This is a genomic window from Neolewinella sp. (genome assembly GCF_965214665.1).
Lineage (GTDB): Bacteria > Bacteroidota > Bacteroidia > Chitinophagales > Saprospiraceae > Neolewinella.
Map to the genome: position 1 here is coordinate 80,289 of NZ_OZ243970.1, position 25,029 is coordinate 105,317.

Consider the following 25,029-nt stretch of genomic DNA (forward strand, 5'->3'; position numbering starts at 1 on the left):
CCCCCTACCATGAACCGTAGAAGCCTACTTAAAAAATCAGTCGCCGCGGCCGCAGGTGCAACGCTCTTTCCCAGCATCGTGCCCGCCCACGTACTCCGCAGCGAAACGGCCCCGAGCAACAAGCTCAACATCGGCCAGATCGGCTTCGGCCGCATCGCTGCGGGACACGACCTGCCGGAGACGCTGAAAAACGATATCGCCCGCGTAGTGGCCGTCTGCGACGTAGACAGTAAACGTAAGGAAAAGGGTAAGGCCTTTATCGAAGATTACTACCGCACGAACTCCGGTAGCGACCGGCTAGTGGACGTAAAGATGTATGACGACTACCGCGAGCTGCTGGCCAGTCCGGAGATCGACGGGGTCATCATCTCCACCCCCGATCACTGGCACGCCCAGCCGGCCATCGAGGCGGCTCTGGCGGGCAAGGATGTGTACCTGCAAAAACCCACTTCCCTGACCGTCGAGGAGGGCCGTATGATGAGCGATATCGTACACCGCTCGGGCATTGTTTTTCAACTGGGTAGCCAGCAGCGGAGCGAGGAGCCCTGGCCGCAATTTCGCCGCGCCTGCGAGCTGGTCCGAAACGGACGCATCGGTACGCTTACCAAGATCGAAATCGGCCTACCAAGTGACCCCGCCGGCGGCGACAAGACGCCGATGGAAGTGCCCTCCAATCTCAACTACGAGATGTGGCTCGGCTCTACGCCCTACGTACCCTACACCGAGGACCGGGTGCACCCGCAGGAGGATTTTTCCCGGCCGGGCTGGCTGCGCTGCGAGCAGTTCGGTGCCGGTATGATTACTGGCTGGGGCGTGCACCACATCGACATTGCGCACTGGGGCATGGGAACGGAGTTTACCGGTCCGGTGGAAATTGAGGCCACGGCCAAATTTCCCGAAGAAGGGCTCTGGAACGTGCACGGCCCCTACCACGTCGTGGCCAACTACGCCAACGGGGTGGAGATGATCGTCGACGGCGACTTCCCGAACGGGGTCCGGTTTTACGGCAGCGAGGGCGATATCTTTGTTTCCCGCGGCAGCCAGGGGGTGACGGCCAGCGATCCCAACTTCGGCAACTCCGACGCCTTCAAAACCTCCATCACGGACAAGGACCGGCTCACGCTTACCGACCAGGATTTACGCCTTTACGCCAGCCCCGAGCAGCACCGCAATTGGCTCAACTGCATGAAGTCGCGCCAATTAACCATCTCCCCGGTCGAGGTAGCCCACCGCTCCTGCACGGCCTGTCTCATTGCCCACATCGCCATGAAGGTGCCGGGTAAGCTGCGGTGGGACCCGGTTACGGAGCGCTTCCGGGATAATGATGTGGCGAATCGGATGCTGGCGCGGTCGCAGCGCTTTCCTTATGGGTACGAGAATGTGCCTGCGCTGGCTGGTATGGGGTAGGTGCTTACCACGCTCAGCAAAAACCTTCGTGATGAAACTACCTGCCAGTCTACTCCTCCTGCTCACCGCCTGCACCACCCCCACCCAAGAGTCCGTGGTAGTAACCACCCAAGCACCCCCGGTCAAACTAGTCACCTTAGACCCAGGCCACTTCCACGCCGCCCTGGTGCAAAAAAGGATGTACCCCGGCGTAGATTCCACCGTACACGTCTACGCCCCCGCCGGCGACGACGTTCAGCAGCACCTACAGCGCATCGAGCGCTATAATAGTGGGGAAGAACCCACCGCGTGGCGCGAGGAGGTTTACACCGGCACTGATTACCTGGAGCGTATGCTGGCCGAGGGGGCCGGCAACGTCGTCGTGCTCAGTGGCAACAACGGGCGAAAGACGGAGTACATCAAGGTCGCGGTCGACAACGGCTACCACGTACTGGCTGATAAACCGATGGTGATCGACCCGGCGAAATACGAATTGCTGGAGCAGACCCTAGGCGAGGCGGAAGCGAAGGACCTGCTGGTGTACGACATCATGACCGAGCGCTTCGAGATCACCACCATGCTACAGCGAGCATTTTCCCAGCGACCAGAGGTGTTCGGAAAATTGCTCGAGGGGACGGTGGCCGAGCCGGCGATCTCGAAGGAGAGCGTGCATCATTTCAGTAAGCTCGTGTCGGGACAACCCCTGGTGCGGCCGGCCTGGTTCTTCGATGTGCAGCAGCAGGGCGAGGGAATCGTGGACGTAGCCACCCACCTGGTAGACCTGGTGCTGTGGGAGACCTTTCCCGATCAGCCCATCGACACGGCGGAGGTGGAGGTAGTGAATGCCCGGCGGTGGGCTACGGAGCTGAGTCGGCAGCAATTTGCCCACGTTACGGGGGGCGACGAGTTTCCGGAGTACCTGCTTCCGGCGGTACGGGATGATAAGTTAGAGGTATACGCTAACGGTGAGATCAATTTCACGGTGCGAGGGGTACACGGTAAGGTCTCCGTAGTATGGAACTACGAGGCCCCGCCGGGGGCTGCCGATACTCATTACTCAATTATGCGGGGCAGCCGGGCGGACCTGGTCATCCGCCAGGATGCGGCGCAGGACTACCGGCCGACGCTCTACGTGGAGCCTAAGGAGGAACTTACCGAGGAGGCCATAACGGAGATCGTGGTGAGCCTGCACGACCGCTTCCCCGGACTGTACTTCACGCCGGTAGGAGAAGGGTACGAGATCCTGGTACCCCCCGAGCTACGCACCGGCCACGAGGATCACTTCGGGCAGGTGACCGAGCAGTACCTGCGCTACCTACGGCAGGGCGGCATGCCGGAGTGGGAGCGGGTGAATATGCTGACGAAGTACTTTGTTACGACCCAGGGGTATCGGATGAGCCGAAAATGACTAAGACGTTTTGGTGTGACGATCGGTCACTTTGCGCCTACGGGCTACCACTACCCATAAAATGATAACGCACCGATGGCCGAAGTACTGAAAATTCACCCTGCCGATAACGTCCTGGTGGCCCTGCGCGACTTCCGCGCCGGCGAAACCGTCGCCGACGGCGAAGGTGCCATTCCCTTGCTGGAGGATATACCTACGAAGCACAAACTGGCCGAACGCGACTTCCACGCGGGCGAAACGATCGTGATGTACGGTGTTACGGTAGGTAAGACCCTCCGTCCCGTACCCCGTGGCACCCGCATCAGCACCGAAAATACCGTGCACGCCTCCAGCGAATACAGCGTCGGCGAACGCAGTGCCGCCTGGGACGCGCCGGACACCGCTGCCTTCACCGGTCGCACCTTTAACGGCTACCACCGCGGCGACGGGAAGGTGGGTACCCGCAATTACTGGCTGGTCATTCCGCTAGTGTTCTGCGAGAACCGCAACATCGACGTGATCCAATCGGCCATGCTCGAAAAGCTGGGCTATGTAACCGAGCGCGCCTTCAGCGTCGACGTGGACGCCCTGATCGCGAAGTACCGCAGCGGCTCCACCCCCGAGGAAATCATGGAAACCTCCGTGCTGCGTTTGGGTACCGACCTGCGGCAGAACCGTGTATTTCCGAACGTCGATGGCATCAAGTTCCTGACCCACCAGGGCGGTTGCGGGGGCATCCGGCAGGACTCCGAAACCCTCTGCCGGCTGCTGGCCGGCTACCTCAACAATTCCAACGTCGCCGGCGGGACCGTCCTCAGTCTCGGCTGCCAGAACGCGCAGGTGAGCTTGCTGCAGGAGGCGCTGGAGCGGCAGTCTCCCGCTGGGTTTAGTAAGCCGCTTTACATCCTGGAGCAGCAGCGCAGCACTTCGGAGCGTGCCTTCATTGCCGAGGCGATAAAGGCCACTTTCACCGGACTGATGGAGGCCAACCGCTGCGAGCGGCAGCCCGCCGGCCTGGAGCACCTAACCCTCGGTCTGGAGTGCGGCGGTTCTGACGGATTTTCCGGTATTTCGGCCAACCCCGCCCTGGGCTACACCTCCGACCTGCTGGTGGCCCTGGGTGCCAAGACACTCCTCTCCGAATTCCCCGAACTAAACGGGGTGGAACAGGAACTGGTGAACCGCTGCCTGACCGACGAGGGCGCCAACAAATTTGCCGGCCTGATGCGTAGCTACTCCCAGCGTGCTGAGGAGGTGGGCTCCGCATTTTCCATGAACCCCTCGCCCGGTAACATCCGCGACGGCCTTATCACCGACGCCATGAAGTCGGCCGGTGCGGCAAAAAAGGGCGGCACTTCGCCGGTCGTGGATGTGCTCGACTACACCGAGCCGGCCACACGCCCCGGGCTGAACTTGCTCTGTACGCCAGGCAATGACGTAGAGAGCACTACGGGCCTCGCGGGCTCCGGCGCCAACCTGATTGTCTTCACCACCGGATTGGGTACCCCCACCGGCAACCCCATCGCGCCTACCGTCAAGATGGCCAGCAATACGGCGCTGGCCACCAAGATGGACGACCTGATCGACATCAACGCCGGCACCATCATCAGCGGTGAGGATAGCCTGCGTACCAAGGGTGAGGAACTACTAGAGCTCTTGATCCGCGTAGCCAACGGCGAACAACTAACCCAGGCCGAGCGACTCGGACAGGATGATTTCATCCCCTGGAAGCGCGGCGTCTCCCTCTGACCATATATCCCAAAAACCGACACCCCCCCGTGCTATGCGGCCACTCAACCGACAATGTGCTTCCGTTTCTCCCGCCCCCATCGAACGCATCCTGCAGTTCGGGGGCGGAAATTTCGTGCGGGGGTTCGCCGACTGGATCGTGGAGGTGTATAACCGGGAGCAATCCGTGCCGCTGGGCGTTGTGGTCGCCAACAACTCCGACCGGCAGATCTACCGCGACTGGTCCGCCCAGGACGGTCTCTATCATGTGCTTACCAAGGGGATCAGTGATGGGAACTTGGTCGACCGCCACGAGCTAGTCACCTGCGTCAGCCGGGTATTAAGCCTTGATAAGGACTGGGAGGCTTTTCTGCAGACCGCCGAGCAGCCGGAGATGCGGTACATCTTCTCCAATACCACGGAGGCGGGCATCCAATTTTCGGAGTCGGACGCGGCCACGGACGCGCCGCCCGCTGAGTTTCCCGCCAAGCTCACGGCCTGGTTGCACCGTCGCTTCGACCGCTTCGGGGGGGACGGCGAGCGCGGGTGCGTGGTCATTCCGATGGAACTCATTGTGGAGAATGGTACCGTGCTACGTGAGAATGTACTGCAATATGCGCGGCACTGGAAGCTGTCGGAAGACCTCATCCGCTGGATCGAGCAGTCCTGCATCTTCTGTAACACCCTGGTCGACCGTATCGTGCCCGGGGTGGGGAAGGAGGAGCTGCCCGCCGCCCACAAACTTGTAGGGTACGAAGATGCCGCCATTACCCAGGGCGAACCTTACCACCTCCTAGCCATTGAGGCCCCAGCTGCCGTCCGCGATGAGCTTCCGCTGGACGACATTGGCCTAAACATCATTTATACCGACGACCTAACGCCCTACCGGCGCAGCAAGGTGGCCATTCTGAATGGTGCCCACACCACCATGGTCCCGGTAGCCTACCTCTGTGGCCGGGAGACGGTGCGCGAAACTCTGGAGGACAACCTGACGGGCAGCTACGTGCGCGACGCGCTGTACGAGGAGATCATTCCCACCCTCGATCTGCCGGGCGTGGATCTCCAGCAATTCGCCCGCGACGTGCTTGACCGCTTTCGTAACCCCTTCATTCACCACCGCCTGCTGAGCATCTCCCTAAACTCCGTTTCGAAGTACCGCGAGCGCGTCCTGCCGAGCGTGATCGCCTACCACGAGCAGCGGGGGGAGTGGCCCCACCGGCTGATCCTGTCGCTGGCGGCCCTCGTACGCTTTTACCTCGGTGAGCGGGACGGTGCCGAAATCCCCCTCAGGGATGACCCCTGGGCCATCGAGTTCTTCCGGTCGGCCTGGGCCGCGACGGATGGCTCCCCCGCCAGTCTGCACCAGCTCGCCGGAAAGGTGCTAGGTTGGGAACGTGCCTGGGGCCGGGACTTGTCGGTTCACCCGGACCTTCACCAACTGCTCGCCGCCCAGCTGCGGGAAATAGGGGCAAACGGCATGAACGCGGCCGTGGCCGCCGTGTAGCTACGCAAATCATCACCGACTGCGAAATAGGCAGCCACCTGCACGACATTCCGTCCTTCTGGATACTCCGCACCTGCGTCCCCGGCAGAAACAACAGGCAGTGTTACACCGGATGAGTCGGTAGGCGAAGCGCTATTTTTGCGGCATGCGCTCCATCCTTCTGCTCCTTACCACGCTTGTTTGCACCATACTGATTGTAGGGCCCCTGCCCCACAACAGTATACGCGCCCAGGACACCACCCTCTACACTCGCACCCTAGCCAGCCTACCTGCCTACACCGAGTTCCTCTCCTTACCCAACGACGCGCGCATTGACGGACAGCTGGAACCTAATCTTCAATGGCTGGAACGGGAGTTCAGTCGGCGCGGCTTTGAAACCCAACGGCTACCCAACGCCGGTATCGACCTGCTACTGCTGAGCTATCCGGCGGAGGACGCAGGTGCAGAAACGGTGCTGTTTTACGGCCACGTCGATGGACAGCCCGTAGATCCCAGTAAGTGGGTGCTGGCCCCGCCGTTTGAGCCAGTGTACGGAATGATGGACGTGGATAGCAGCGGTGAGGTCGTGTATACCGCCGCCGAACTCCCCGCCGCGCCGGAGGAAAGCGAGGTACGCCTGTTTGGCCGCGCCAGTAGCGACGCCAAGGCTCCAATCATGCTCTTCCTGGTGGCCTGGGACCAGCTCCTGGCCGACGGTAAGCGGCCGGACTACCACGTAAAATTCGTGATCGACCCGATGGAGGAGGCCAGTAGCCCAGACCTGCCCGGTGCCGTGGAAACCCACCGCGAGGCCCTGGCTGCCGATCACCTCGTGATCCTCGACGGACCGGTACACGCCACTAACCGGCCCACGCTCATGGGCGGTGCCCGCGGTATCGCCACTGCTCGCCTGACGGTGTACGGTCCCCGGCTACCTCAGCACAGTGGCCACTACGGCAACTACGCGCCCAATCCTGCCCTGCGGCTGGCCCAACTGTTGGGCTCGATGAAGGACCAGCAGGGTAGGGTGACCATCCCGGGCTACTACGACGGCATCGAGTTGGACGCCGCTACCCGCGAGATGCTGGCGGGGGTGCCGGACGATGTGAATGACATCCGCCAGAAAATTGGGTTTAGCGAAGCGGACGGGGTAGGAAGCAACTTACAGGAAGCGCTGCAGTACCCGAGCCTCAATATCCGCGGGCTGTCGAGCGGCTGGGTGGGCAGTGCGGCCCGGACCATCATTCCTAATACGGCGGTAGCTAACCTGGACCTACGGCTAGTAAAGGAAAGCAACGGCGACCGGCTGCTGACCCTGGTGGAGCAACACATCGAAAACCAGGGCTTCCACCTCATCCCGGACGGCCGGGAGCCTACCGACGAGGAGCGGGCGAGTTATCCGAGGTTGGCGAGCTTCAGCGGGAGTACCAGCTACGGCGCCTTTCGTACTGATCTGAACGGACCGACCGGAAGCTGGCTGCAGCGTGCCCTCACCCATACGTTCGGCACCGCCCCGGTACTGGTACGTACTATGGGCGGGTCGGTACCCATTGCCCCCTTCGTCAACACCCTGGACGTGCCCGCGATTGTGTTACCACTCGTTAATCCAGACAATAATCAGCACAGTCCCAACGAGAACATCTTACTCAGGAACTATTTTCGTGGGGCAGAAAGTCTCTACGGCGTGCTGGCCGAGCCCCTCACCACGGATTAATTTAGATGGAATATCTCCTCAACCCCGACCTGCCGATCCACCCCGCCCTGGCCGATCGGTGGCGCGGTAACCCCATCGTGGGGGAGGAGTTTCAGTACCTGCGCGACCCCTTCCGCCCCCAGTGGAGCCAGGTCATGCGCATGATGCTGCTACCCAATCCGCAACGGGCGGTTAAGAAAGCCGATAAGTGGGTGCCGCGGGTGAACCCCGACGTGGGCTACCTGGAGGATCGCAGCGAAAACTGGATTGTCTGGCTTGGCCACGCCTGCTTCCTCTTTCAGCTCAACGGCCTGCGCTTCCTGACCGATCCGCAGCTGACCGATATGCCCTTCGTGCCCCGCCGCGTGCATCCGCCCTTTGGCTATGAGGAACTGCGCGGGATCGACTACCTCCTGCTCAGCCACGACCACCGCGACCACGTCGACGAGAAGTGCATCCGCGCCATCACGGCCAACAACGACATGCACAAGATCCTCTGTCCGCTGCGCCTTTCCAACGTCATCAGCGAATGGGTGGGCACTACCCCCATCGAGGAGGCTGCCTGGTACCAGCGCTACGCTACGGAGGGTACGGGGGTGACTATCCACTTCCTACCCACCCGCCACTGGTGCCGCCGGGGCCTCACCGACTTCAACCGCGTACTCTGGGGTAGCTTCATGCTAGAAGTCGGGGAGCATACCATCTACTTCGGTGGCGACAGTGCCCGCACCGCGTACTGGGCCGAGATCGGCGAGCTTTTCCCCGACATCGACCTGGCCATGCTCGGCATCGGTGCCTATAAACCCGAGTACATGATGCGCGAGAATCACGCCAACCCCGCCGAGGCCTTCACCGGTTACCGCGACCTGCACGCCGAGCTCTGGTGGCCCATGCACCACGGCACCTACGACCTGAGCAACGAGCCGGCCTCGGAGCCCATCAGCTGGGCCAGCAAGCTGATGGACAAGCACGGCTTCGGGGAGTGCCTCGTGCAGCCCCCCATCAACGAACCCTGGTGGTTTAAATAAACCCCATGCGCGTCGACATCATCTCCACCGTCCCCGAGCTCCTCACCAGTCCACTTTCCCACTCCATCATGCAGCGGGCGCAGGACAAGGGACTACTGACGGTCGAGGTACACGACCTACGCCCCTACGGCCTCGGCAAGCACAACAGTGTCGACGATTACCAATTCGGCGGCGGGGCGGGCATGGTCATGCGCTGCGAGCCCCTGGCCGCGCTGATCGATGAGCTCCGCGCCGAGCGCAGCTACGACGAGATTGTCTACCTCACCCCCGACGGCGAGCGCTACGCCCAGCGGCGGGCTAACCGGCTTTCTTTGCTCGACAACCTCTTGCTCATCTGCGGCCACTACAAGGGCATTGATGAGCGCATCCGGGAGGAGTACGTGACCCTGGAACTAAGTATCGGCGACTACGTACTCTCCGGCGGCGAACTGGCGGCGGCGGTAGTAGTCGATAGCATCGGCCGTCTACTCCCCGGCGTGATTGGGGATGAGACCAGCGCGCTGACCGATACCTTTCAGGACGATCTGCTGGCCCCGCCGGTGTATACCAGGCCGGCGGAGTGGCGGGGTAGGGCGGTGCCGGAGGTGCTCAGGGGCGGGGACGCAGCTGCGATAGAACGCTGGCGGGAGGAGCAGGCCGAGGCGCGCACGGCGGCGCGGCGGCCTGATCTTAGCTAAACCGTTGGACGCTTTAAAGCGTCCAACGGTTACCTGGTGACCAACAATCGTGGTCGCCTGCCGTTGCTTTCAGGGTAATCACGACCCTCCCATGGCCTTCAACCTCCAGTCCAAATTCTCCCCCACCGGTGACCAGCCGCAGGCCATCGAAAAGCTCGTAGCGGGCGTACAGCAGGGCGAGCGCGGACAGGTACTGCTCGGCGTAACCGGCTCGGGGAAGACCTTCACGATGGCCAACGCCATTGCCCAACTGAACCGGCCCACGCTAGTGCTGACCCACAACAAGACGCTGACCGCCCAGCTCTACGGAGAGTTCAAGGAGTTCTTTCCGGATAACGCCGTAGAGTACTTCGTGAGCTACTACGACTACTACCAGCCGGAGGCCTACCTGCACACCTCCGATACCTACATTGAAAAAGACCTGGCGATCAACGAGGAGGTCGATAAACTACGCCTACGGGCTACTTCTAACCTACTGAGCGGCCGCCGCGATATCATCATCGTAGCCTCCGTCTCGGTGATCTACGGTATGGGGAACCCGGAGGACTATAAATCGGGCATCATCCGCCTGGAAGTTGGGCAGACCAAGAGCCGCAACGGTTTTCTCTACGACCTGGTCGATAGCCTGTACAGCCGTACCGAGACCGACTTCCGCCGGGCCACCTTCCGCGTGCGGGGCGATACGGTAGACATCAACCTGCCCTACGTCGAGTTCGGCTACCGCGTGGTCTTCTTCGGCGACGAGATCGAGGCCATCGAGAAGATTGAAATCGACACGGGTAAGCGGATCGAGTCCATGCGCAACGCGGCGATCTTCCCGGCCAACCTCTACGTAGCCCCCAAGGAGCGACTCAATGGCATCATTCGCAACATCGAGGACGAGCTCTACGAGCAGGAGCGCTATTTCGAGCGGGAAGGCCGGCTGCTGGAGGCTAAGCGCATCCACGAGCGTACGAGCTTCGACCTGGAGATGATGCGCGAACTGGGCTACTGCAACGGCGTAGAGAACTACAGCCGCTTCTTCGACGGCCGCCGCCCCGGTACCCGCCCCTTCTGCCTGCTCGACTACTTTCCGGACGATTACCTCATGATCATCGACGAAAGCCATGTCACCATACCTCAGGTCCGCGGCATGTTCGGCGGCGACCGGGCGCGCAAGCTCTCCCTGGTCAACTTCGGCTTCCGCCTGCCCTCGGCCATGGACAACCGGCCGCTCAACTTCACCGAGTTCGAGTCCCTGATCAACCAGGTGATGTACGTCTCGGCTACCCCCGGAGACTACGAGCTGGAGCAGACGGGCGGGGAGATCGTGGAGCAGCTTATCCGCCCCACTGGCCTGCTCGACCCCCCCATCGAGGTACGCCCCAGTCTCAACCAGATTGACGACCTCATCGAGGAGATCGACGAGCGCCGCAAGGTCAACGAACGCGTACTGGTCACTACCCTCACCAAGCGGATGAGCGAGGAACTGACCAACTACTTCGCCAACCTCAACATCAAGGTCCGCTACATCCACTCCGAAGTGGATACGATGGAGCGGGTGGAGATCCTACGCGACCTGCGCCTGGGCGAGTTCGACGTGCTGGTGGGTGTAAACCTACTGCGGGAAGGGCTCGACCTGCCGGAAGTATCGCTAGTTGCCATCCTCGATGCCGATAAGGAGGGTTTCCTGCGCAACGAGCGAAGCCTCACCCAGACCGCCGGCCGCGCCGCCCGCAACAGCAACGGACTAGTAATCATGTACGCCGACGTCGTCACCGACTCCATGCGCCGCACCATCGACGAGACCAACCGCCGCCGCGCCATCCAGATGCAGTACAACCAGGAGAACGATATCACGCCGCTGACCATGGCCAAGACCCGCGACGAGATCATCAATCGCAGCACCATCCTCGACATCCGCGGCAAGAACGCCCGCAGGGCCTACGTAGAGCAGACCCAGCCCAGCGTGGCGGCCGACCCTGTGCTCAACGCCATGACCAAGGACCAGCTCGAAGCGGCCATCCAGGAGGCCGAGCGCAAGATGAAAACCGCGGCCAAGGAGCTCGACTTCATGAGTGCGGCCCAGTACCGCGACGAGGTCTTCGCCCTGAAGGCGAAACTTAAGCTGGGCGGGATGGTGTTGAAGGAGAACTAGCGTATATTTCACTTCAATCTATAGAGGCATGGGATCCATAAATGACATCAAACGGAGCTTTCTCGAGCTATCTGCACCGGACCGGATGCAGTTGCTACATGAGTTACTCGATAGTATTCATGAGAAGCCTAAGTCAGTTGATGCCATTGTTCTGACACCAAAACAAATAGCTTTGGGACTCACCCCTGACATGGTAAAAAAACATCCTATTTTTCAACTTGCCGGTCGGTGGACGGATGAGGAGGCGGACGAGATGAAACGCATCATCAAAGAAGGGGATTGGATTGACGAGGATCAGGGGTGAGGGTAGTATTGCTAGATACTAGTATAATGATTGACCTAATCCAGGGTGAAGCTGCTGTATTAGAAATTTATTCAGAATACGATCGGTTGCTCTTTCCGGCAGTAGCGCTTGGCGAGCTATATTTCGGTGCTTACAATAGTAGCAAGCTAGAAAAGCACCTAGAAGAGTGTATCGAAGTACAACGGCTAGCTGCAATCGTACCAGTTGACGTCGATACAGCTGAAGCATACGGAAAAATTAAGAGCGTGCTGAAGGTAAAGGGTCAATTGATCCCCGAGAAGGATCTTTGGATAGCCGCCACCGCCACTGCCTATGGGGTTGAACTACTTACTCGGGACAAACACTTTCTGCGAGTTGATGGACTTGACGTAACTGTTATATAGCTAATTCTTTGTTGATGAATCCCACCCTCCACCACCTCCTCCAAAAGCATCTCCCCCCCGAAACCAACCAGTGGATGGAGAGCAAGCTCACCGTGCTACAGGCCGACTTCCAGCCCCGCTCCTTCTACCTCGCCTTCGGAGCCTGCCCCCGCTTCCTCGGCAAGGACACCCTCACCTTCACCGAGGCCGAACTCAGCAGCCTTACCGTTGCCTACCCCAATTTTAGTGCTACCGAGTGGACCACCGACCAGCTCGCCCGCATTCTACTCGCTACGGCCCTGCCTACAGAGACAAATGTGGAGGTGCTCGACACCCTCTTCGGCACCGCCGACTACCGCGAGCTTATTGCCCTCTACAAGGGACTCTATTTCCTCCACAACGCCCCCGACTTTGTGCCCCGCACCCGCGAGGGACTACGCACCAATATGACCGGCGTATTCGACGCCATCGCCCTCGAAAATCCCTACCCCGCCCGCTACCTCGACGAGGACGCCTGGAACCACATGGTGCTCAAGGCCATGTTCATGCAGCGCCCCATGTACCGCATCTACCGCATCGAGGACCGCAAGAATGCTAAACTGGCCAATATCTTTCTCGACTACGCCGAGGAGCGCCGTAGTGCCCACCGGCCAGTGAGCCCGGAGCTGTGGCGCTTCGTTGATGGCTTCGTGACCGACCGGGCCCGGATTGCTTTAGAGAAAACTAGGGACACGGGTACACCTCTGGAGCGTCGGGCCGTTGAGAAGATACTGGCTCCGGATGCGGAGGCGGTGAGCTGGAATGCGATCGGTAGGGAGACGGAGACGGCGAACACCCAGTAGCGCAGCCAGAGGCTGCATTTTGCTGCCGCTGCCGGAGGCAGCATTTTACTATCCCCTGCACCTGCGGCCCCGCCCCCCCCACCAACGCCTACCACACCTCCAACGACCGCCCCGCAACAACTCAACAACCCAACAACTCCCCCCCCCCCTTGCAATTCATCGACCCCCACGTACACATGGTCTCCCGCACCACCGACGACTACGAGGCCATGGCCGCGGCCGGCGTGGTAGCCCTGATCGAACCCGCCTTCTGGCTCGGACAGCCCCGCACGGAGGTCGGTAGCTTCAAGGACTACTTCAGCACCCTGGTGGGCTGGGAACGCTTCCGCTCCTCCCAGTTCGGCATCCGGCACTACTGTACCATGGGACTGAACTCGAAGGAGGCCAACAACGAGCCCCTGGCCGAGGCCGTCATGGAACTGCTGCCGTTCTACGCAACGAAAGAGGGCGTGGTGGCCATCGGCGAGATCGGCTACGACGACCAGTCGGCGGCCGAGGACAAGTACTTCCGCCAGCAGATCGAACTGGCCCTGGAGCTGGACCTGCCCATCCTCATCCACACCCCCCACCGTGACAAGAAAAACGGCACCTACCGCAGCATGGACGTGCTGGAGGAGCACGGCTGCGATCCCACCATGGTCATCATCGACCACTGCAACGAGGAGACCGCCCGCGAGGTGCTCGACCGTGGCTACTGGACGGCCTTCACCATCTACCCCGGCACCAAGATGGGCAATGCGCGCATGGTCGACCTCATGAAGCAGTACGGGTCGGAGCGCATCATCGTCGACAGTTCGGCCGACTGGGGCATTTCTGACCCGCTCTCTGTACCGAAAACCGCCGCCCTAATGCTCCAGCGCGGCATCCCCGAGGAAGACGTGCGCAAGGTCACCTACCAAAACGCCTACGACGCCTACTCCCAGAGCGGGCAGATGGACGAGTCCCACTGGCAGGACGCCCCCGAGATCGATCAGAACCAGCTCTTCAGCGGCAACAGCGTGCTGCGGGCCGGCCGGCGCACCGCCGAGCAAGCCGAGGATGCCGACAACATCGTCTACTGATGGCCCGCCTACCTACGCTGCTCACCCTCATGCGGCCGGCTAATCTGGTCACGGCCGTCGCTGACATCCTGGCCGGAGCCAGTGTAGCCGCGGCCGTTACCGGGGGTTGGGACGACAACGTCAGCTACCTGGCCCTGGCCACCATCGGCCTTTACGGCGGTGGGGTAGTGTTCAACGACGTCTTCGACGTGGATCTCGACCGCATCGAACGGCCGGAGCGTGCGCTGCCGAGCGGGGAGGTCACCCTATCCGAGGCCGTACTTCTGGGGGGGCTCCTCCTGCTGGGGGGCATCGCCTTTTCATTGGTCGTATCGCAAAGCAGCGGTGCGATTGCCCTGGCTATAGCCGTCCTCGCGCTGGTCTACGACGCCCGGGCTAAGCACCATCCGCTCCTCGGTCCGCTCGTTATGGGGATGTGCCGTGGCGGCAATCTTCTCCTGGGCATCAGCCTGAGCACCGCAGCGCTCGCCAGCTACTGGTGGCTCGGATTTTTGCCGGTCGTCTTCATCGCCGCCATCACACTCACTAGCCGTGGCGAGGTAGGCGGGCAGAACCGCGGTTCCATCCGACTGGCCCTCGGCCTTGACATGCTCGTAGCCACCACACTCGTGGTCATCACCCAGTTCACCCGCGCTTCCTTCCTCCACCTCCTGCCCTTTTTCCTTCTCTGGTTCGGCATGAACGTCCGCGCCAAGCTCGCCGCCATTGCCGACAACCGTCCTGAGCTGATCCGCACGGCCGTAAAGACGGGAGTCTTATCCCTCATCCCCCTCAACGCCTGCCTGGCCGCCGGCTTCATGGGGTTGGGCACGGGGGTGCAAGTGCTGCTGTTGCTGCCAGCTTCTTTGTTTTTAGCACGTTTCTTTGCGGTCACTTAGGTGTTGAGTTAATGCGTTGATAGTTTGTTGCGTGGCCCGCGTTATAAGTGTTACAGGTACGACTGACGGGCTGCGTCATCTGGGGTAGGGGCCCTAGATGTAAGCCAGGTGCAGACAACACTGAGACGAGCGAAGCGAGCATCCAAAGTAATCCAACAACTCCATAACCCAACAACGCATCAACCCCCCATGCACATCCCCCCCCACCACCACCTCACCTACTGCACCAACATCCACCCCGGGGAAACATGGACCGAGGTACGCGATAGCCTGAAGTACGTCCTGGAGGTGCGCGATAAGCTCGGTGTGGAGGGGGCCTTCGGCATCGGACTGCGGCTTTCGGCACGGGCGGCAGAGGAGTTAGCGCGGCCGCAGGTGCTACGCGAATTGAAGGACTGGCTGGCCCGGCACGACTGCTACGTCTTCACCATGAACGGCTTTCCCTACGGCGACTTTCACGGCGAAGTCGTAAAGGATCAGGTACACGCTCCGGACTGGACGACGCGGGAGCGGGTAGAGTATACCATTCGGCTCTTCAATATCTTAGCGGAGTTGCTGCCGGAGGGGGTCGAGGGAGGTATCTCTACTTCGCCGCTATCATACCGGCCATGGCACCGTAGTCCGGAAGCGGTTAGGGAGGTTACGGAAAAGAGTGTGCTTCAGCTCATGAAGGTCATCCTGCACCTGGTGCGCATCAAGGAAATAACCGGGAAATCTTTACACCTTGACATTGAGCCGGAGCCGGACGGAATGCTGGAAAATAGTAGGGATTTCATTGATTTTTACAACGATAAGGTGCTCACTACTGGCCTCGACTGGCTGCACGATCACCTTGGCACCACCCGGGAGGCCGCCGAGGCTGCCATCCATGAACACCTCTGTCTTTGCTACGATGTCTGTCACTTTGCGGTGGCGTACGAGGAGCCGGCGGCGGTGCTGATGGCGCTCGAAGCGCATGGAATCCACGTAGGTAAGCTGCAAATCAGTGCGGCACTCAAAACCTCGCTCAGGGAAGACGAGGCCGACATCGCCCTCACCCGCCATAGCCTACTGCCCTACGCCGAGCCTATCTACCTCCACCAGACTGCCCTACGTGACCGCGACGGCACGATCAGCCAGTATTCCGACCTGGCCCCAGCCCTTGATGCTATGGGTAATCCTCACTATACCGAATTACGCACCCACTTCCACGTACCGATCTACACCGATAACTACGGCATTCTTCAATCCACCAACGACGCTATCACCGAAACCCTCCGCCTCTGGCAGGCTGATCCCTTCACCCACCACCTCGAGGTCGAGACCTACACCTGGGACGTACTGCCCGACCACCAGCGCCTGGGACTGACGGACTCGATCGCGCGGGAGCTGGAATGGGTGCTGCCGCAGTTAGCAGTTAGCGGTCACCACGCTACCAACCGGACGCTCAACTCTGAGCAAAGCGATCACGCTTTGCGTAAAGGTTCCAAGGGCTGACGCCCAAGGAACGCTTCGGGGTCCTTTTGCGCGGTTGAATTTTACCTGCGTTGCACCTGCGGCCCCGCCCCCTTACAACGCCTACCACGCCTCCAACGCCCGCCCTAACTCCTTAACCCCCTGACCCCTTAACTCCTTAAACCCCCTAACCCCTTGAACCCCGTAGCCCTCCTAGATGTCGTAGGCCTCAGCGCCGGACTCATCGGCCCCGATACCCCCTTCCTGCGCCAGTGGTCCGCCAGCCGCCGGGTGACTACCGTGGACCCCGTGCTGCCCGCCGTAACCACCACCGCCCAGACCAGCTACCTGACCGGAAAGTACCCCCGCAACCATGGCATCGTTGCTAATGGCTGGTTGTTTCGCGACGAGCAGGAGATCAAGCTGTGGCGGCAGTCGAACCACCTGGTGGAGTCAAAAAAGATTTGGGAGACGGCCCGCGAGCGCAACCCCGAGTTCACCGTGGCCAATATGTTCTGGTGGTACAATATGTACTCCTCGGTCGACTACTGCGTGACCCCCCGGCCGCAGTACCTGGCCGACGGCCGCAAAATGCCCGACTGCTACAGCTACCCCATGGAGCTGCGCCACCGGTTGCAGGCGGAGTTGGGCACCTTCCCGCTGTTTTCCTTTTGGGGACCGCGCACCAGTATCATAAGTAGCCGCTGGATCGCCGATGCCGCCATGCGGGTGTACGACTGGCACCGGCCGACGATGAACCTGGTCTACCTGCCCCACCTCGACTATAATCTACAGCGCCACGGACCCGACCACCCCAGCGTGCGGCAGGACCTGCGCGAGATCGATGCTGTGGTGCAGGACCTGATCGAGTTCTACGAGCGCAACGGGGTCGAAGTGATGATCGTCTCTGAGTACGGCATCACGAACGTTGATCGGCCGGTACACATCAACCGCATCCTACGCGAGGCGGGCCTGATCAGCGTACGCGTGGAGCGGGGCACCGAACTACTGGACGTAGGCACCTGCCGCGCCGTAGCCATGGCCGATCACCAGATCGCGCACGTGTATATCAAAGACCCGGCGGATGTACCCGCGGTACGTGAACTCCTGCAACGAGTCCCCGGCATCGGACTGCTACTGGACGAAGAGGGGAAGAAGTTCTATAACATCGACCACCCCCGCGCCGGCGAGCTGGTGGCCGTGGCCGACGACCGGAGCTGGTTTACCTACTACTACTGGCTCGACGATGCCCGTGCCCCCGACTATGCCCGCACGGTCGACATTCACAAGAAGCCGGGTTACGATCCGGTGGAGATGTTCCTGGACCCGGACAAGAAGCTACTTATCCCCCGCATCGCCCTCAAGGTGGCCGGCAAGAAACTCGGCCTGCGTACGCTGATGGACGTAGTGCCACTCCAGGCCGAACTGGTTAAGGGCTCCCACGGCAACCTTACGGGGGCGGATGCGGACAAGCCGGTATTTATAAGCGCCCTAGATACTGCGGAGCGACTGGAGGCTCCCGCGGTGCACGACTGGCTGCTGCGTAGTGTATTCGGCGATAGCTAGTCTAGCGTCATTGCCCGGTCCGGGAAGTTGGTGATGAAGCCATCTACGCCCAGCGCGCGGAGGCGGCGCATGTCTTCTTTCTCATTGACCGTCCAGGCATTTACCTTAAGGCCTGCGGCGTGAAGGGCGTTTACTGACTCCGGGGTGAGTCCGCTGTAGTTGGCATTGATCGCGGCGGCACCGACTTCCCGGGCGACCTCCAGCGCCTCTAGCGGGTGCCCGGTAGGCAGTATAGCGATCTCAATCTCCGAATCTAGCTCGCGCATCCGCCGCAGCTCATCGTGCCGGAAACTTGAGATCTGAAAGTCCTCGAGTTTCCAGCCGTGCTGGTCGATGAATTCCCGTAATAAGATGTACGTCCCCTCAGCCGTATTCGGGCCCTTCAGTTCTACGTTGATGCGGATCTGCTTATCGGCTAGCGTAAGTACGTCGCGCAGTCGGGGAATCTTGTAGGCACCGGCTAGCATCACCTGATTGAGCTCCGCCAGACTGAAGTCTTCGATCCTACCCGTCGTGTCGGTGAGTCGCCGCAGTTCCGCATCGTGGAACACGGCGATGGTCCCGTCCCGCAACCGCCACACATCCAGTTCCATCATATCCGCGCCCAGGTCGATGGCTCTTTGGAAGGCCGGCAGGCTGTTTTCTACGGCATGTCCGCTGGCCCCCCGGTGGGCAATGATCAGGGGGCGGGGCCGCAGGTGCAGAGTTGCTAGCACCGGAAAATGATCACTCGGATAGCGCCCGTCCACCGCATCGGTCAGCGTCGCGAATCGACTGACTTCTACACCCGGCGAAACCATGATATAGTCGATCCGCCGCTCCGCCGGCGTACTGTAATCGAAGCCGGTAAAGGTACCCGCCGGCCCCAGCCGAGTGTTGGCTACCGTATAGGCATCCTGTAAAGAGTCGGTGAGTATGGCAATGGGGTCCGACTCCGGCGTCAGGTTCAGGTCACCGAGCAATACTACCGGTAGTCCGCCCCGGTTGAGCGAGTTAATCATCTGGGTGATCAGACGGGCGCTTTCCACCCGGGCCCGCTCGCCGCGGTGATCGAAGTGGGTGTTGAAGACCCAGAACATCCGGTCCGTAGCCCGGTCCCGAAACTGACCGTAGGTACACACCCGGGGCAGGGCGGCATCCCAGCCCACGGAGGCTACGGCATTGGGAGTAGGGGAGAGCCAGAAGGTGCCGCTCCGCGCTACGGCGTACTTGTGACGGTTGTAGAACAGGGCGGAGTACTCTCCCTGGCCGTCTCCCTTCCGTCCCTCGCCCAGGTAGGCATAAGGAGTAAGGTGGCGGTCGAGGTATTCCAGTTGGCTCGGGAGTACCTCCTGGGTCCCTAGAATGTCAGGGGCATGAAACAGTACCTGATTGACTAAGAACTCCCGCCGGTAGGGCCAGGCATTGGCGCTATCGCTGGCCACGTCGAGGCGGATGTTGTAGGACATGACGGTCAGCGCGTCGTCCGTCGCCTTCTTCGATCCACCTGGCACCTGCGCGCCCGCCCAAAGCCAGGTGCAGAGGAGAAAGGGTAAGAGATAGTGCGGCTTGCCCATAGCTGATAGCGGTGTTGGTCTGCTAAGGTAGTGCAACCCTGCCCGCGGGGCGTCGTCATTACACAAACCTCACCCCCTACGCTATGCGCCTGATCTACCTATTTACCTGTCTTACTTGTTGGTTACCTGATGTAGACGGGCAGTCTACCCTGGAGCACGACATCTTGGAGCAGGACAGTCTGTTTTGGCTCGCCTACAATCGCTGTGACCTGGAGGCGTTTGGCGGATTTTTTGCCGAAGACCTGGAGTTTTACCACGACAAGGGCGGACTGACGCGCACCCGGGATAGCCTCGTAGCGAGTTTCACGCATGGCCTCTGCGCAGCGGGTACCAATCAGGTAGAGCGCAGGCTGGTGGCTGGTAGTTTACGCTTGTATCCAATCAACAACTACGGGGCGTATCTGCGGGGCACCCATACCTTTCACACGATGGTGGACGAGCGTGAAACGGGGGGAGTAGAAGAAGCGCAGTTCGCCCACCTGTGGACGCGGCAGGGGGACCGCTGGGTGATGTCGCGCGTGGTCAGCTACGATCACCATCCGCAGGAAACGGCCGTAGCCGAAGTTGCGGTGTCGGAAGCCATATTGCACAGTTACGTGGGTGAGTACGAAGCACCACAAACCGGTACGGTGAGTGTAACGCTGGTGGAGGGTCGGTTGCAGCTACAGTCCGGAGAGATGAAACTCGTGCTGGCTCCCCTGAACGAGACCACCTTCGCGGTGGCCGGCCGGCCCCTGACTTTCGAATTTGTGGCCCCGGCGGGTGGGCGAGCGACTGCCCTCCGGGTACGGGAGAATGGTAATCTCGTGGAGGAAGCTAGGCGAGTGGACTAGCCTCGACTGCTTTGTCGGACGGCATAGCCTTCCCGTAACGTTGCCCATTAAAAATCTTCGTGGGGGCCAGCCGGGCCTGCTCCTCCACCGGTAGCTCGGTAAAGCTGCGGCACTCCGCCGAGCAACAATCGTGGTACTCCGCCGCGCAGCTATCGCACTCGATGAACAGGATATGGCAGGCCTTATTCGCGCAGTCGAGCTGGCGGTCACTGGGCCGGCCGCACTGCTGGCAGTGGCTCACGACATCCTCGGTGATGCGCTCGCCGAGCCGCTCGTCGAAGACAAAGTTCTTGCCCACGTACTTCTTCTCCAGTCCCTCCCGCTCGCACTGCCGGGCGTACTCGATGATGCCGCCGTCGACCATGCTCACCCGCTCGAAACCCCGGTGAAGGTAGTAGGCGCTAGCCTTCTCGCAGCGGATGCCGCCGGTGCAGTACATGACGATCTCGCGGTCTTTTTTGTCCTCCAGGAGCTCCTCCACCACGGGTAGGATGTCACGGAAGTTGGTCACCGCCGGCCGGATGGCCCCCTCGAAATAGCCTACCGCGCTCTCGTAGTGGTTGCGCATGTCGACGACGATGGTATCGTCCCGGTCCAGTAGCTCATTGACCTCCCGGGCATTGAGGTGGCGACCCCGCTTGGTGACGTCGAAGGTGGCATCGTCAAGCCCGTCGGCTACGATCTTTGGGCGCACCCGGACGACGAGCTTAAGGAAGGATTTAGCCCGGGCTTCAATGGCGATGTTGAGGCGGGTATTCTTGAGGAAGGGTACGCTATATAGCGCTTCCCGAAAGGCTGCTAGCCGGGAGGCGGGGACGCTGAGCTGCCCGTTGATGCCTTCGGTGGCCACGTAAATGCGCCCCAGTACCCCGAGCTCCGACCAGCGGGCGTAGCAGTCGTCTCGAAAGGCCTGCGGATCGGCGATGTGGGCGTAGCGGTAGAAGGAGAGCGTGGTGCGGGGCTCGGTCTCGGCGTCCAGCCGGGCCTGGAGGTCCTCGCGGGAGAGGAGGTTGCGGAGTTCGTGGCTGCGGTCCATAAGCGGGGGCAAAGATACTACGCCCGGTGTAGCTCCCGCCGAAAGGCCGTAGTCTGTAGTAACTCCGTAGCCAGCCTCCCGAAGGCATCGTACCGCTCCGTAGTAGCGTGCAGCTGCTGCCGTAGCCAAGGAAAAATGTCGACGTGCACTAGGGGGATAGCCTGTTTCCACTGCCGGGCCAGCTCGCGTTGCAAGTCGTAGTCGAGCTGCTGGGCACGAAGCCCGTCGATCAGCTGCGATACGATAGCACGGCTTAGCCGCTCTGACCAGGGGGTGGTACGACTCAGCGACAAGAGACGGGGGAGGCTCCGTAGTTGGAGCGCGTTCGGAGTTTTGGTTAGCAGCTCGTCGTACAGCGTGTCGAACTCAGCGGCAGGCAGTAGTCGCATGACCTCCGTGCCGGTATCGCCGGGAAAGCCGGCGGGCTGTTCCAGAATTAGGAATCTGGCAAATTCCAGCACCGTCCGGGCCTCTTGATAGGAGATAACGGCACGCGCCGCATCCCGTAGTTCCAGTGGCTTGAGGATAAGCCAGAAGGCAGGCAAGGGCGGGGTAGTGAGCTCCGCCCAACTCTCCGGAGGTAGGGTACGCAGAAGCCGCTGCGGTAGGGTATCTGGCGCTTTGGTCGTGCCATAACTAGCCAAAAGCTCCTTCAGCTCCCCCTTCGGCAGTACCCGGTTGAAGTCACCCCGCTCAGACACCACCGCCCGGGCGATCCGACGAAAGTCCGCAAGCGTGGTCGGCTCGCGGGCCAGCAGGAGTAGCTCGGTGACGGCGCGGCGCACCCCCTTGCGTTTTGGCAGTAGTGCTTCGCGTAACCAGGGCCAGTCGGCGGGGGTGAGGCCGACACGCAGCCCCTGTACTAGCACTTCCTGGTTGCGGGGGCTCTGCTGCGGCCATTCACTAGCCAGCGCTTCCCGGGCGGCAGTGGGGTCGGTGCGGCGCCAGCGGGCAAGTAGACTAGCCCTCCCGGTGGGCTGTTCCTCGCGGCGGTAGGCGGCGGCGTAGTCGTGGTCGGGCAGCAGGGCGGACCAGTCGGGGTGTTGCCGGGCCAGCCATTTACCCCGTTCGCCACTGGCCGCTAAACACGCAAGCGCAAGCTCCGGCTCGTCATCCAGGAGGGCGGCGGCGCGCGGGTGCAGGGCGGGTAGCAGGGCGGGGGGGACGTAGGTGCCGCGGGCAAGGACGAGTGCGATACCTTCCGCGAGCAGGTCGGGGTAGGTGCCCTCGAGGATGAGTTGTAATCCCCGGGCCAGGCGGGGGCTGGGGGCGGGCCGGTGTTCCGGAGGCGACTGCCGGGTAGCGTCATCTCGCTCGCCGCTAGGTCGTTCTCTCAGCCGGTGCAGTCGTTCAGTGATTCCCAGGGCAGCCAGCAGGCGCTCGGCATCGTCGGCCGTGGGGTCGATCGCATCCAGGCTATCGAGCCACTGGCCAATCTCGGGGGCGAGCTCCCGGCGGGCCGTGCCGAGGGTAAGTGCGCGGAGCAGATCGGTATAGGTGGGGGCCGGAATCACGGGGAAGCAAGGTACGGGCACCGCCCCCACTCAACGAATAGTCCGTCGCGTGGGTTAATTTGGACTATGAAGGCTTTCCTCCTGCTCCTGCTGTCGCTGCCCACTGTCCTGTTCTGCCAAACCTCCCTCGACGGTCTCTGGGAGGGCACCATGACCGTCGGCGGCATCTACTCCAACGAGGCACTGCCCATGCAGCTCTACATCACCACGGAGGGCGGCGAGGTAACGGGACGCAGCTACGTTACCCTGCCGGACGGTGAGATCTTACGTATGGATCTGAGTGGTTACCTCTATGGTGACCGGTCGATACAGTTAGTCGAGGTATCCTTCGCGGGTGACCCCGCCAACGACATCATGCCCGAGTTTAACCGCCAGTACCAAATTGTGTACCGCCCCGATATCTGGAATAGCGAGCTAAGAGGTTACTGGCAGGAAGTAACCGACCTGACCTTCAGTGACGGACGCCGTATGGGTCGTATGACGCTATCAAAACAGAAGCGGGACGGGGCTTAGATCACCATCTTTAGTAGACCCGCCGCCGCTCCGTTTGTAGCAGTCCCTCGATGGCCTCGTGTACCCGTCGCGCCTTTTGGGGTCGCCAGGTGAGCCCGTCGAGGACCTGGCCGTAGTGCACGTATTTATCCAGCCCAGCGCCGGATAGCTCATCGGCGACGTGGTCGAGCACGTTGATCATGGCGATCCAGCCTCCGGCGTCGGTCACCTCCTGGTACCACTCTTCGTAGTAGTCATCGGCATCGGAGTGAAAATTAAGCACGCCCTCCATGATGAGGATGTAGTCTTTGATGCCTTCCGCGACCAGGTAGTCGATCACCTCCCGCTTCAAATGCATAGAATCGTTGTGCAGCGCATCGTTCCACTCCCCGATCAGTTCGATGATGGCGTAGCGATCATCGTAATCGACGAAGAGGATCTTCAGGTATAGCGTCTCCGATCCGAACTCATCCCACTGCGGGTGCAGCAGGTAGTTGTACACTTTGTTAGAGTAGTCGAACTCGCTGTACTTCCGCCCGTAGAAGGGGGAGGCGGAATCGTCCTCGGCGCGGTAGCGGTCTCGCCACTGGAAGTGGGGTTCTATGTCGTGCATAGGTAGAGGGGTTAGACCCCGCTTTGCGGGGGTAGAGGGCTCGCTGGCGCGTTCGCCCGTAGAGCGCTAAAGCGCGTAGACTGCTGGCATGGCGGGCAGAGACGTGCGGTAGCTCTACCCGCGCAGCGGTCTACGGGCGAACGCGTAAGCGAGCCCTCTAACCGGCAAAGCCGGTCTATTGATATTCCTGTTTCAGGATGTCCGAAAACTCCTTCATCACCTTTTCCACCTTCGGCCGGCTCACGTTCTGCACGTAGCCCTGGTTGGGGTTGTTGGGGTTTTCGTAGTAGTTCTGGTGGTACTCCTCGGCGACCCAGAAGCGGATAGGATCTTCGATGGTGGTGGCGATGGGTTTGTCGAATTTGCCGCTGGCGTTGAGCGCCTCGATCTTGGCCTCAGCCTGCTGGCGCTGCTCCTCGTTGATTGGAAAGATGGCCGAGCGGTACTGGGGGCCTACGTCGGGGCCCTGACGGTTGAGCTGGGTGGGATCGTGGGCGACGAAGAAAATGTCGAGCAGCTTATCGTAGGTGATCACCGCGGGATCGTAGTAGACAACGATAGCCTCGGCGTGGCCGCTGGTCTTGGTATTGCTGTCGGCGTAGGTGGGATTTTCAAGCTGGCCGCCGGCGTAGCCACTATAGACGTCCTCTACGCCCTGGATGCGGGTGAAGGAGGCCTCCGTGCACCAAAAGCAGCCGCCGGCGAAGTAGGCCTTCTCCGCATCGGGGTACTGGGCGTCGAGTTCGTCGATGCTGATGCCGCCGGCCAGGGCTTCGTCGCCGGGCTGGGTGCTAGTGTCGGCGGCGGGGGTGGTTTCGGAAGTAGTGGTCGTGCGCTGGCTATCGCAGGCGAAGAAACCTAGGGCGAGTAGGAGCGTGAAAAGGAGTGATTTCATGTCTCGTTTCGGTTTATACCTTCTCGAAACACGGTACGGGGGCATTAGTTAAGGATTGATCACCTAGCCGTCGGACGGCCTACCCCCGTCGGACGGCCCACCCCCGTCGGACGGCCCACCCCCG

22 protein-coding genes are annotated in these 25,029 nt (G+C 61.2%); 17 read left to right on the forward strand and 5 right to left on the reverse strand.

Annotated features, from left to right (window positions below):
* Positions 1-9 precede the first annotated feature (9 nt).
* From ACOOHD_RS00690 to ACOOHD_RS00760, 15 genes are all read left to right on the forward strand, one after another.
* On the forward strand, positions 10-1,407 hold the full coding sequence (locus tag ACOOHD_RS00690; protein WP_420459645.1) for a Gfo/Idh/MocA family oxidoreductase: 1,398 nt from the start codon (positions 10-12) through the stop codon (positions 1,405-1,407).
* A 31-nt stretch (positions 1,408-1,438) separates the two neighbouring features.
* On the forward strand, positions 1,439-2,794 hold the full coding sequence (locus ACOOHD_RS00695; protein WP_420459646.1) for a putative oxidoreductase C-terminal domain-containing protein: 1,356 nt from the start codon (positions 1,439-1,441) through the stop codon (positions 2,792-2,794).
* A gap of 75 nt (positions 2,795-2,869) precedes the next feature.
* A complete protein-coding gene (locus ACOOHD_RS00700) occupies positions 2,870-4,522 on the forward strand; it encodes a UxaA family hydrolase (protein ID WP_420459647.1) in 1,653 nt (550 codons plus the stop codon).
* Positions 4,523-4,556: 34 nt separating this feature from the next.
* Entirely contained in the window at positions 4,557-6,005 is a 1,449-nt protein-coding gene (locus ACOOHD_RS00705; protein ID WP_420459648.1) for a tagaturonate reductase, read from the forward strand.
* A 145-nt stretch (positions 6,006-6,150) separates the two neighbouring features.
* Positions 6,151-7,698, forward strand: a complete 1,548-nt coding sequence (locus ACOOHD_RS00710) for a M20/M25/M40 family metallo-hydrolase (protein WP_420459649.1) — start codon at positions 6,151-6,153, stop codon at positions 7,696-7,698.
* A gap of 5 nt (positions 7,699-7,703) precedes the next feature.
* Complete coding sequence (locus tag ACOOHD_RS00715) at positions 7,704-8,705, forward strand: MBL fold metallo-hydrolase (protein ID WP_420459650.1); 1,002 nt, start codon at positions 7,704-7,706, stop codon at positions 8,703-8,705.
* Positions 8,706-8,710: 5 nt separating this feature from the next.
* Positions 8,711-9,382, forward strand: a complete 672-nt coding sequence (trmD, locus tag ACOOHD_RS00720; protein ID WP_420459651.1) for a tRNA (guanosine(37)-N1)-methyltransferase TrmD — start codon at positions 8,711-8,713, stop codon at positions 9,380-9,382.
* A 91-nt stretch (positions 9,383-9,473) separates the two neighbouring features.
* Positions 9,474-11,519, forward strand: a complete 2,046-nt coding sequence (gene uvrB, locus ACOOHD_RS00725; RefSeq protein ID WP_420459652.1) for an excinuclease ABC subunit UvrB — start codon at positions 9,474-9,476, stop codon at positions 11,517-11,519.
* 28 nt (positions 11,520-11,547) lie between these two features.
* On the forward strand, positions 11,548-11,823 hold the full coding sequence (locus ACOOHD_RS00730; RefSeq protein ID WP_420459653.1) for a hypothetical protein: 276 nt from the start codon (positions 11,548-11,550) through the stop codon (positions 11,821-11,823).
* Complete coding sequence (locus ACOOHD_RS00735; protein ID WP_420459654.1) at positions 11,820-12,206, forward strand: type II toxin-antitoxin system VapC family toxin; 387 nt, start codon at positions 11,820-11,822, stop codon at positions 12,204-12,206. The genes ACOOHD_RS00730 and ACOOHD_RS00735 overlap by 4 nt, the downstream gene beginning before the upstream one ends.
* A 14-nt stretch (positions 12,207-12,220) precedes the next feature.
* The gene (locus tag ACOOHD_RS00740) at positions 12,221-13,027 is read left to right on the forward strand and encodes an EboA domain-containing protein (protein WP_420459655.1); all 807 of its coding nucleotides are present in this window, start codon (positions 12,221-12,223) and stop codon (positions 13,025-13,027) included.
* A gap of 149 nt (positions 13,028-13,176) precedes the next feature.
* Complete coding sequence (locus ACOOHD_RS00745; protein WP_420459656.1) at positions 13,177-14,088, forward strand: TatD family hydrolase; 912 nt, start codon at positions 13,177-13,179, stop codon at positions 14,086-14,088.
* Positions 14,088-14,966 (forward strand): UbiA-like protein EboC, encoded by an 879-nt coding sequence (gene eboC, locus ACOOHD_RS00750; RefSeq protein WP_420459657.1) that lies wholly within the window; start codon positions 14,088-14,090, stop codon positions 14,964-14,966. The genes ACOOHD_RS00745 and eboC overlap by 1 nt, the downstream gene beginning before the upstream one ends.
* Before the next feature lie 189 nt (positions 14,967-15,155).
* A complete protein-coding gene (gene eboE, locus ACOOHD_RS00755) occupies positions 15,156-16,442 on the forward strand; it encodes a metabolite traffic protein EboE (RefSeq protein ID WP_420459658.1) in 1,287 nt (428 codons plus the stop codon).
* Between the two features lie 153 nt (positions 16,443-16,595).
* Positions 16,596-17,966 (forward strand): alkaline phosphatase family protein, encoded by a 1,371-nt coding sequence (locus ACOOHD_RS00760; RefSeq protein ID WP_420459659.1) that lies wholly within the window; start codon positions 16,596-16,598, stop codon positions 17,964-17,966.
* Here the strand turns inward: ACOOHD_RS00760 and ACOOHD_RS00765 are convergent.
* Positions 17,963-19,522, reverse strand: a complete 1,560-nt coding sequence (locus ACOOHD_RS00765) for a glycerophosphodiester phosphodiesterase family protein (RefSeq protein WP_420459660.1) — start codon at positions 19,520-19,522, stop codon at positions 17,963-17,965. The genes ACOOHD_RS00760 and ACOOHD_RS00765 overlap by 4 nt on opposite strands.
* A gap of 83 nt (positions 19,523-19,605) precedes the next feature.
* Here ACOOHD_RS00765 and ACOOHD_RS00770 point away from each other — a divergent pair, with 83 nt between their 5' ends.
* Positions 19,606-20,355, forward strand: a complete 750-nt coding sequence (locus ACOOHD_RS00770) for a DUF4440 domain-containing protein (protein WP_420459661.1) — start codon at positions 19,606-19,608, stop codon at positions 20,353-20,355.
* On the opposite strand, the gene ACOOHD_RS00775 is transcribed toward ACOOHD_RS00770, so the two are convergent.
* Complete coding sequence (locus ACOOHD_RS00775) at positions 20,339-21,391, reverse strand: rhodanese-related sulfurtransferase (protein WP_420459662.1); 1,053 nt, start codon at positions 21,389-21,391, stop codon at positions 20,339-20,341. The genes ACOOHD_RS00770 and ACOOHD_RS00775 overlap by 17 nt on opposite strands.
* Before the next feature lie 17 nt (positions 21,392-21,408).
* Positions 21,409-22,905 (reverse strand): DUF5691 domain-containing protein, encoded by a 1,497-nt coding sequence (locus tag ACOOHD_RS00780; RefSeq protein ID WP_420459663.1) that lies wholly within the window; start codon positions 22,903-22,905, stop codon positions 21,409-21,411.
* 66 nt (positions 22,906-22,971) lie between these two features.
* Between ACOOHD_RS00780 and ACOOHD_RS00785 the strand changes: the two genes are divergently transcribed.
* Complete coding sequence (locus tag ACOOHD_RS00785; RefSeq protein WP_420459664.1) at positions 22,972-23,418, forward strand: hypothetical protein; 447 nt, start codon at positions 22,972-22,974, stop codon at positions 23,416-23,418.
* 10 nt (positions 23,419-23,428) lie between these two features.
* Here the strand turns inward: ACOOHD_RS00785 and ACOOHD_RS00790 are convergent, their stop codons facing one another.
* Positions 23,429-24,010: a hypothetical protein gene (locus tag ACOOHD_RS00790; protein WP_420459665.1), complete on the reverse strand. Its 582-nt coding sequence runs from the start codon at positions 24,008-24,010 to the stop codon at positions 23,429-23,431.
* A 175-nt stretch (positions 24,011-24,185) separates the two neighbouring features.
* Positions 24,186-24,905, reverse strand: a complete 720-nt coding sequence (gene msrA / locus ACOOHD_RS00795; protein ID WP_420459666.1) for a peptide-methionine (S)-S-oxide reductase MsrA — start codon at positions 24,903-24,905, stop codon at positions 24,186-24,188.
* Positions 24,906-25,029: the final 124 nt, after the last annotated feature.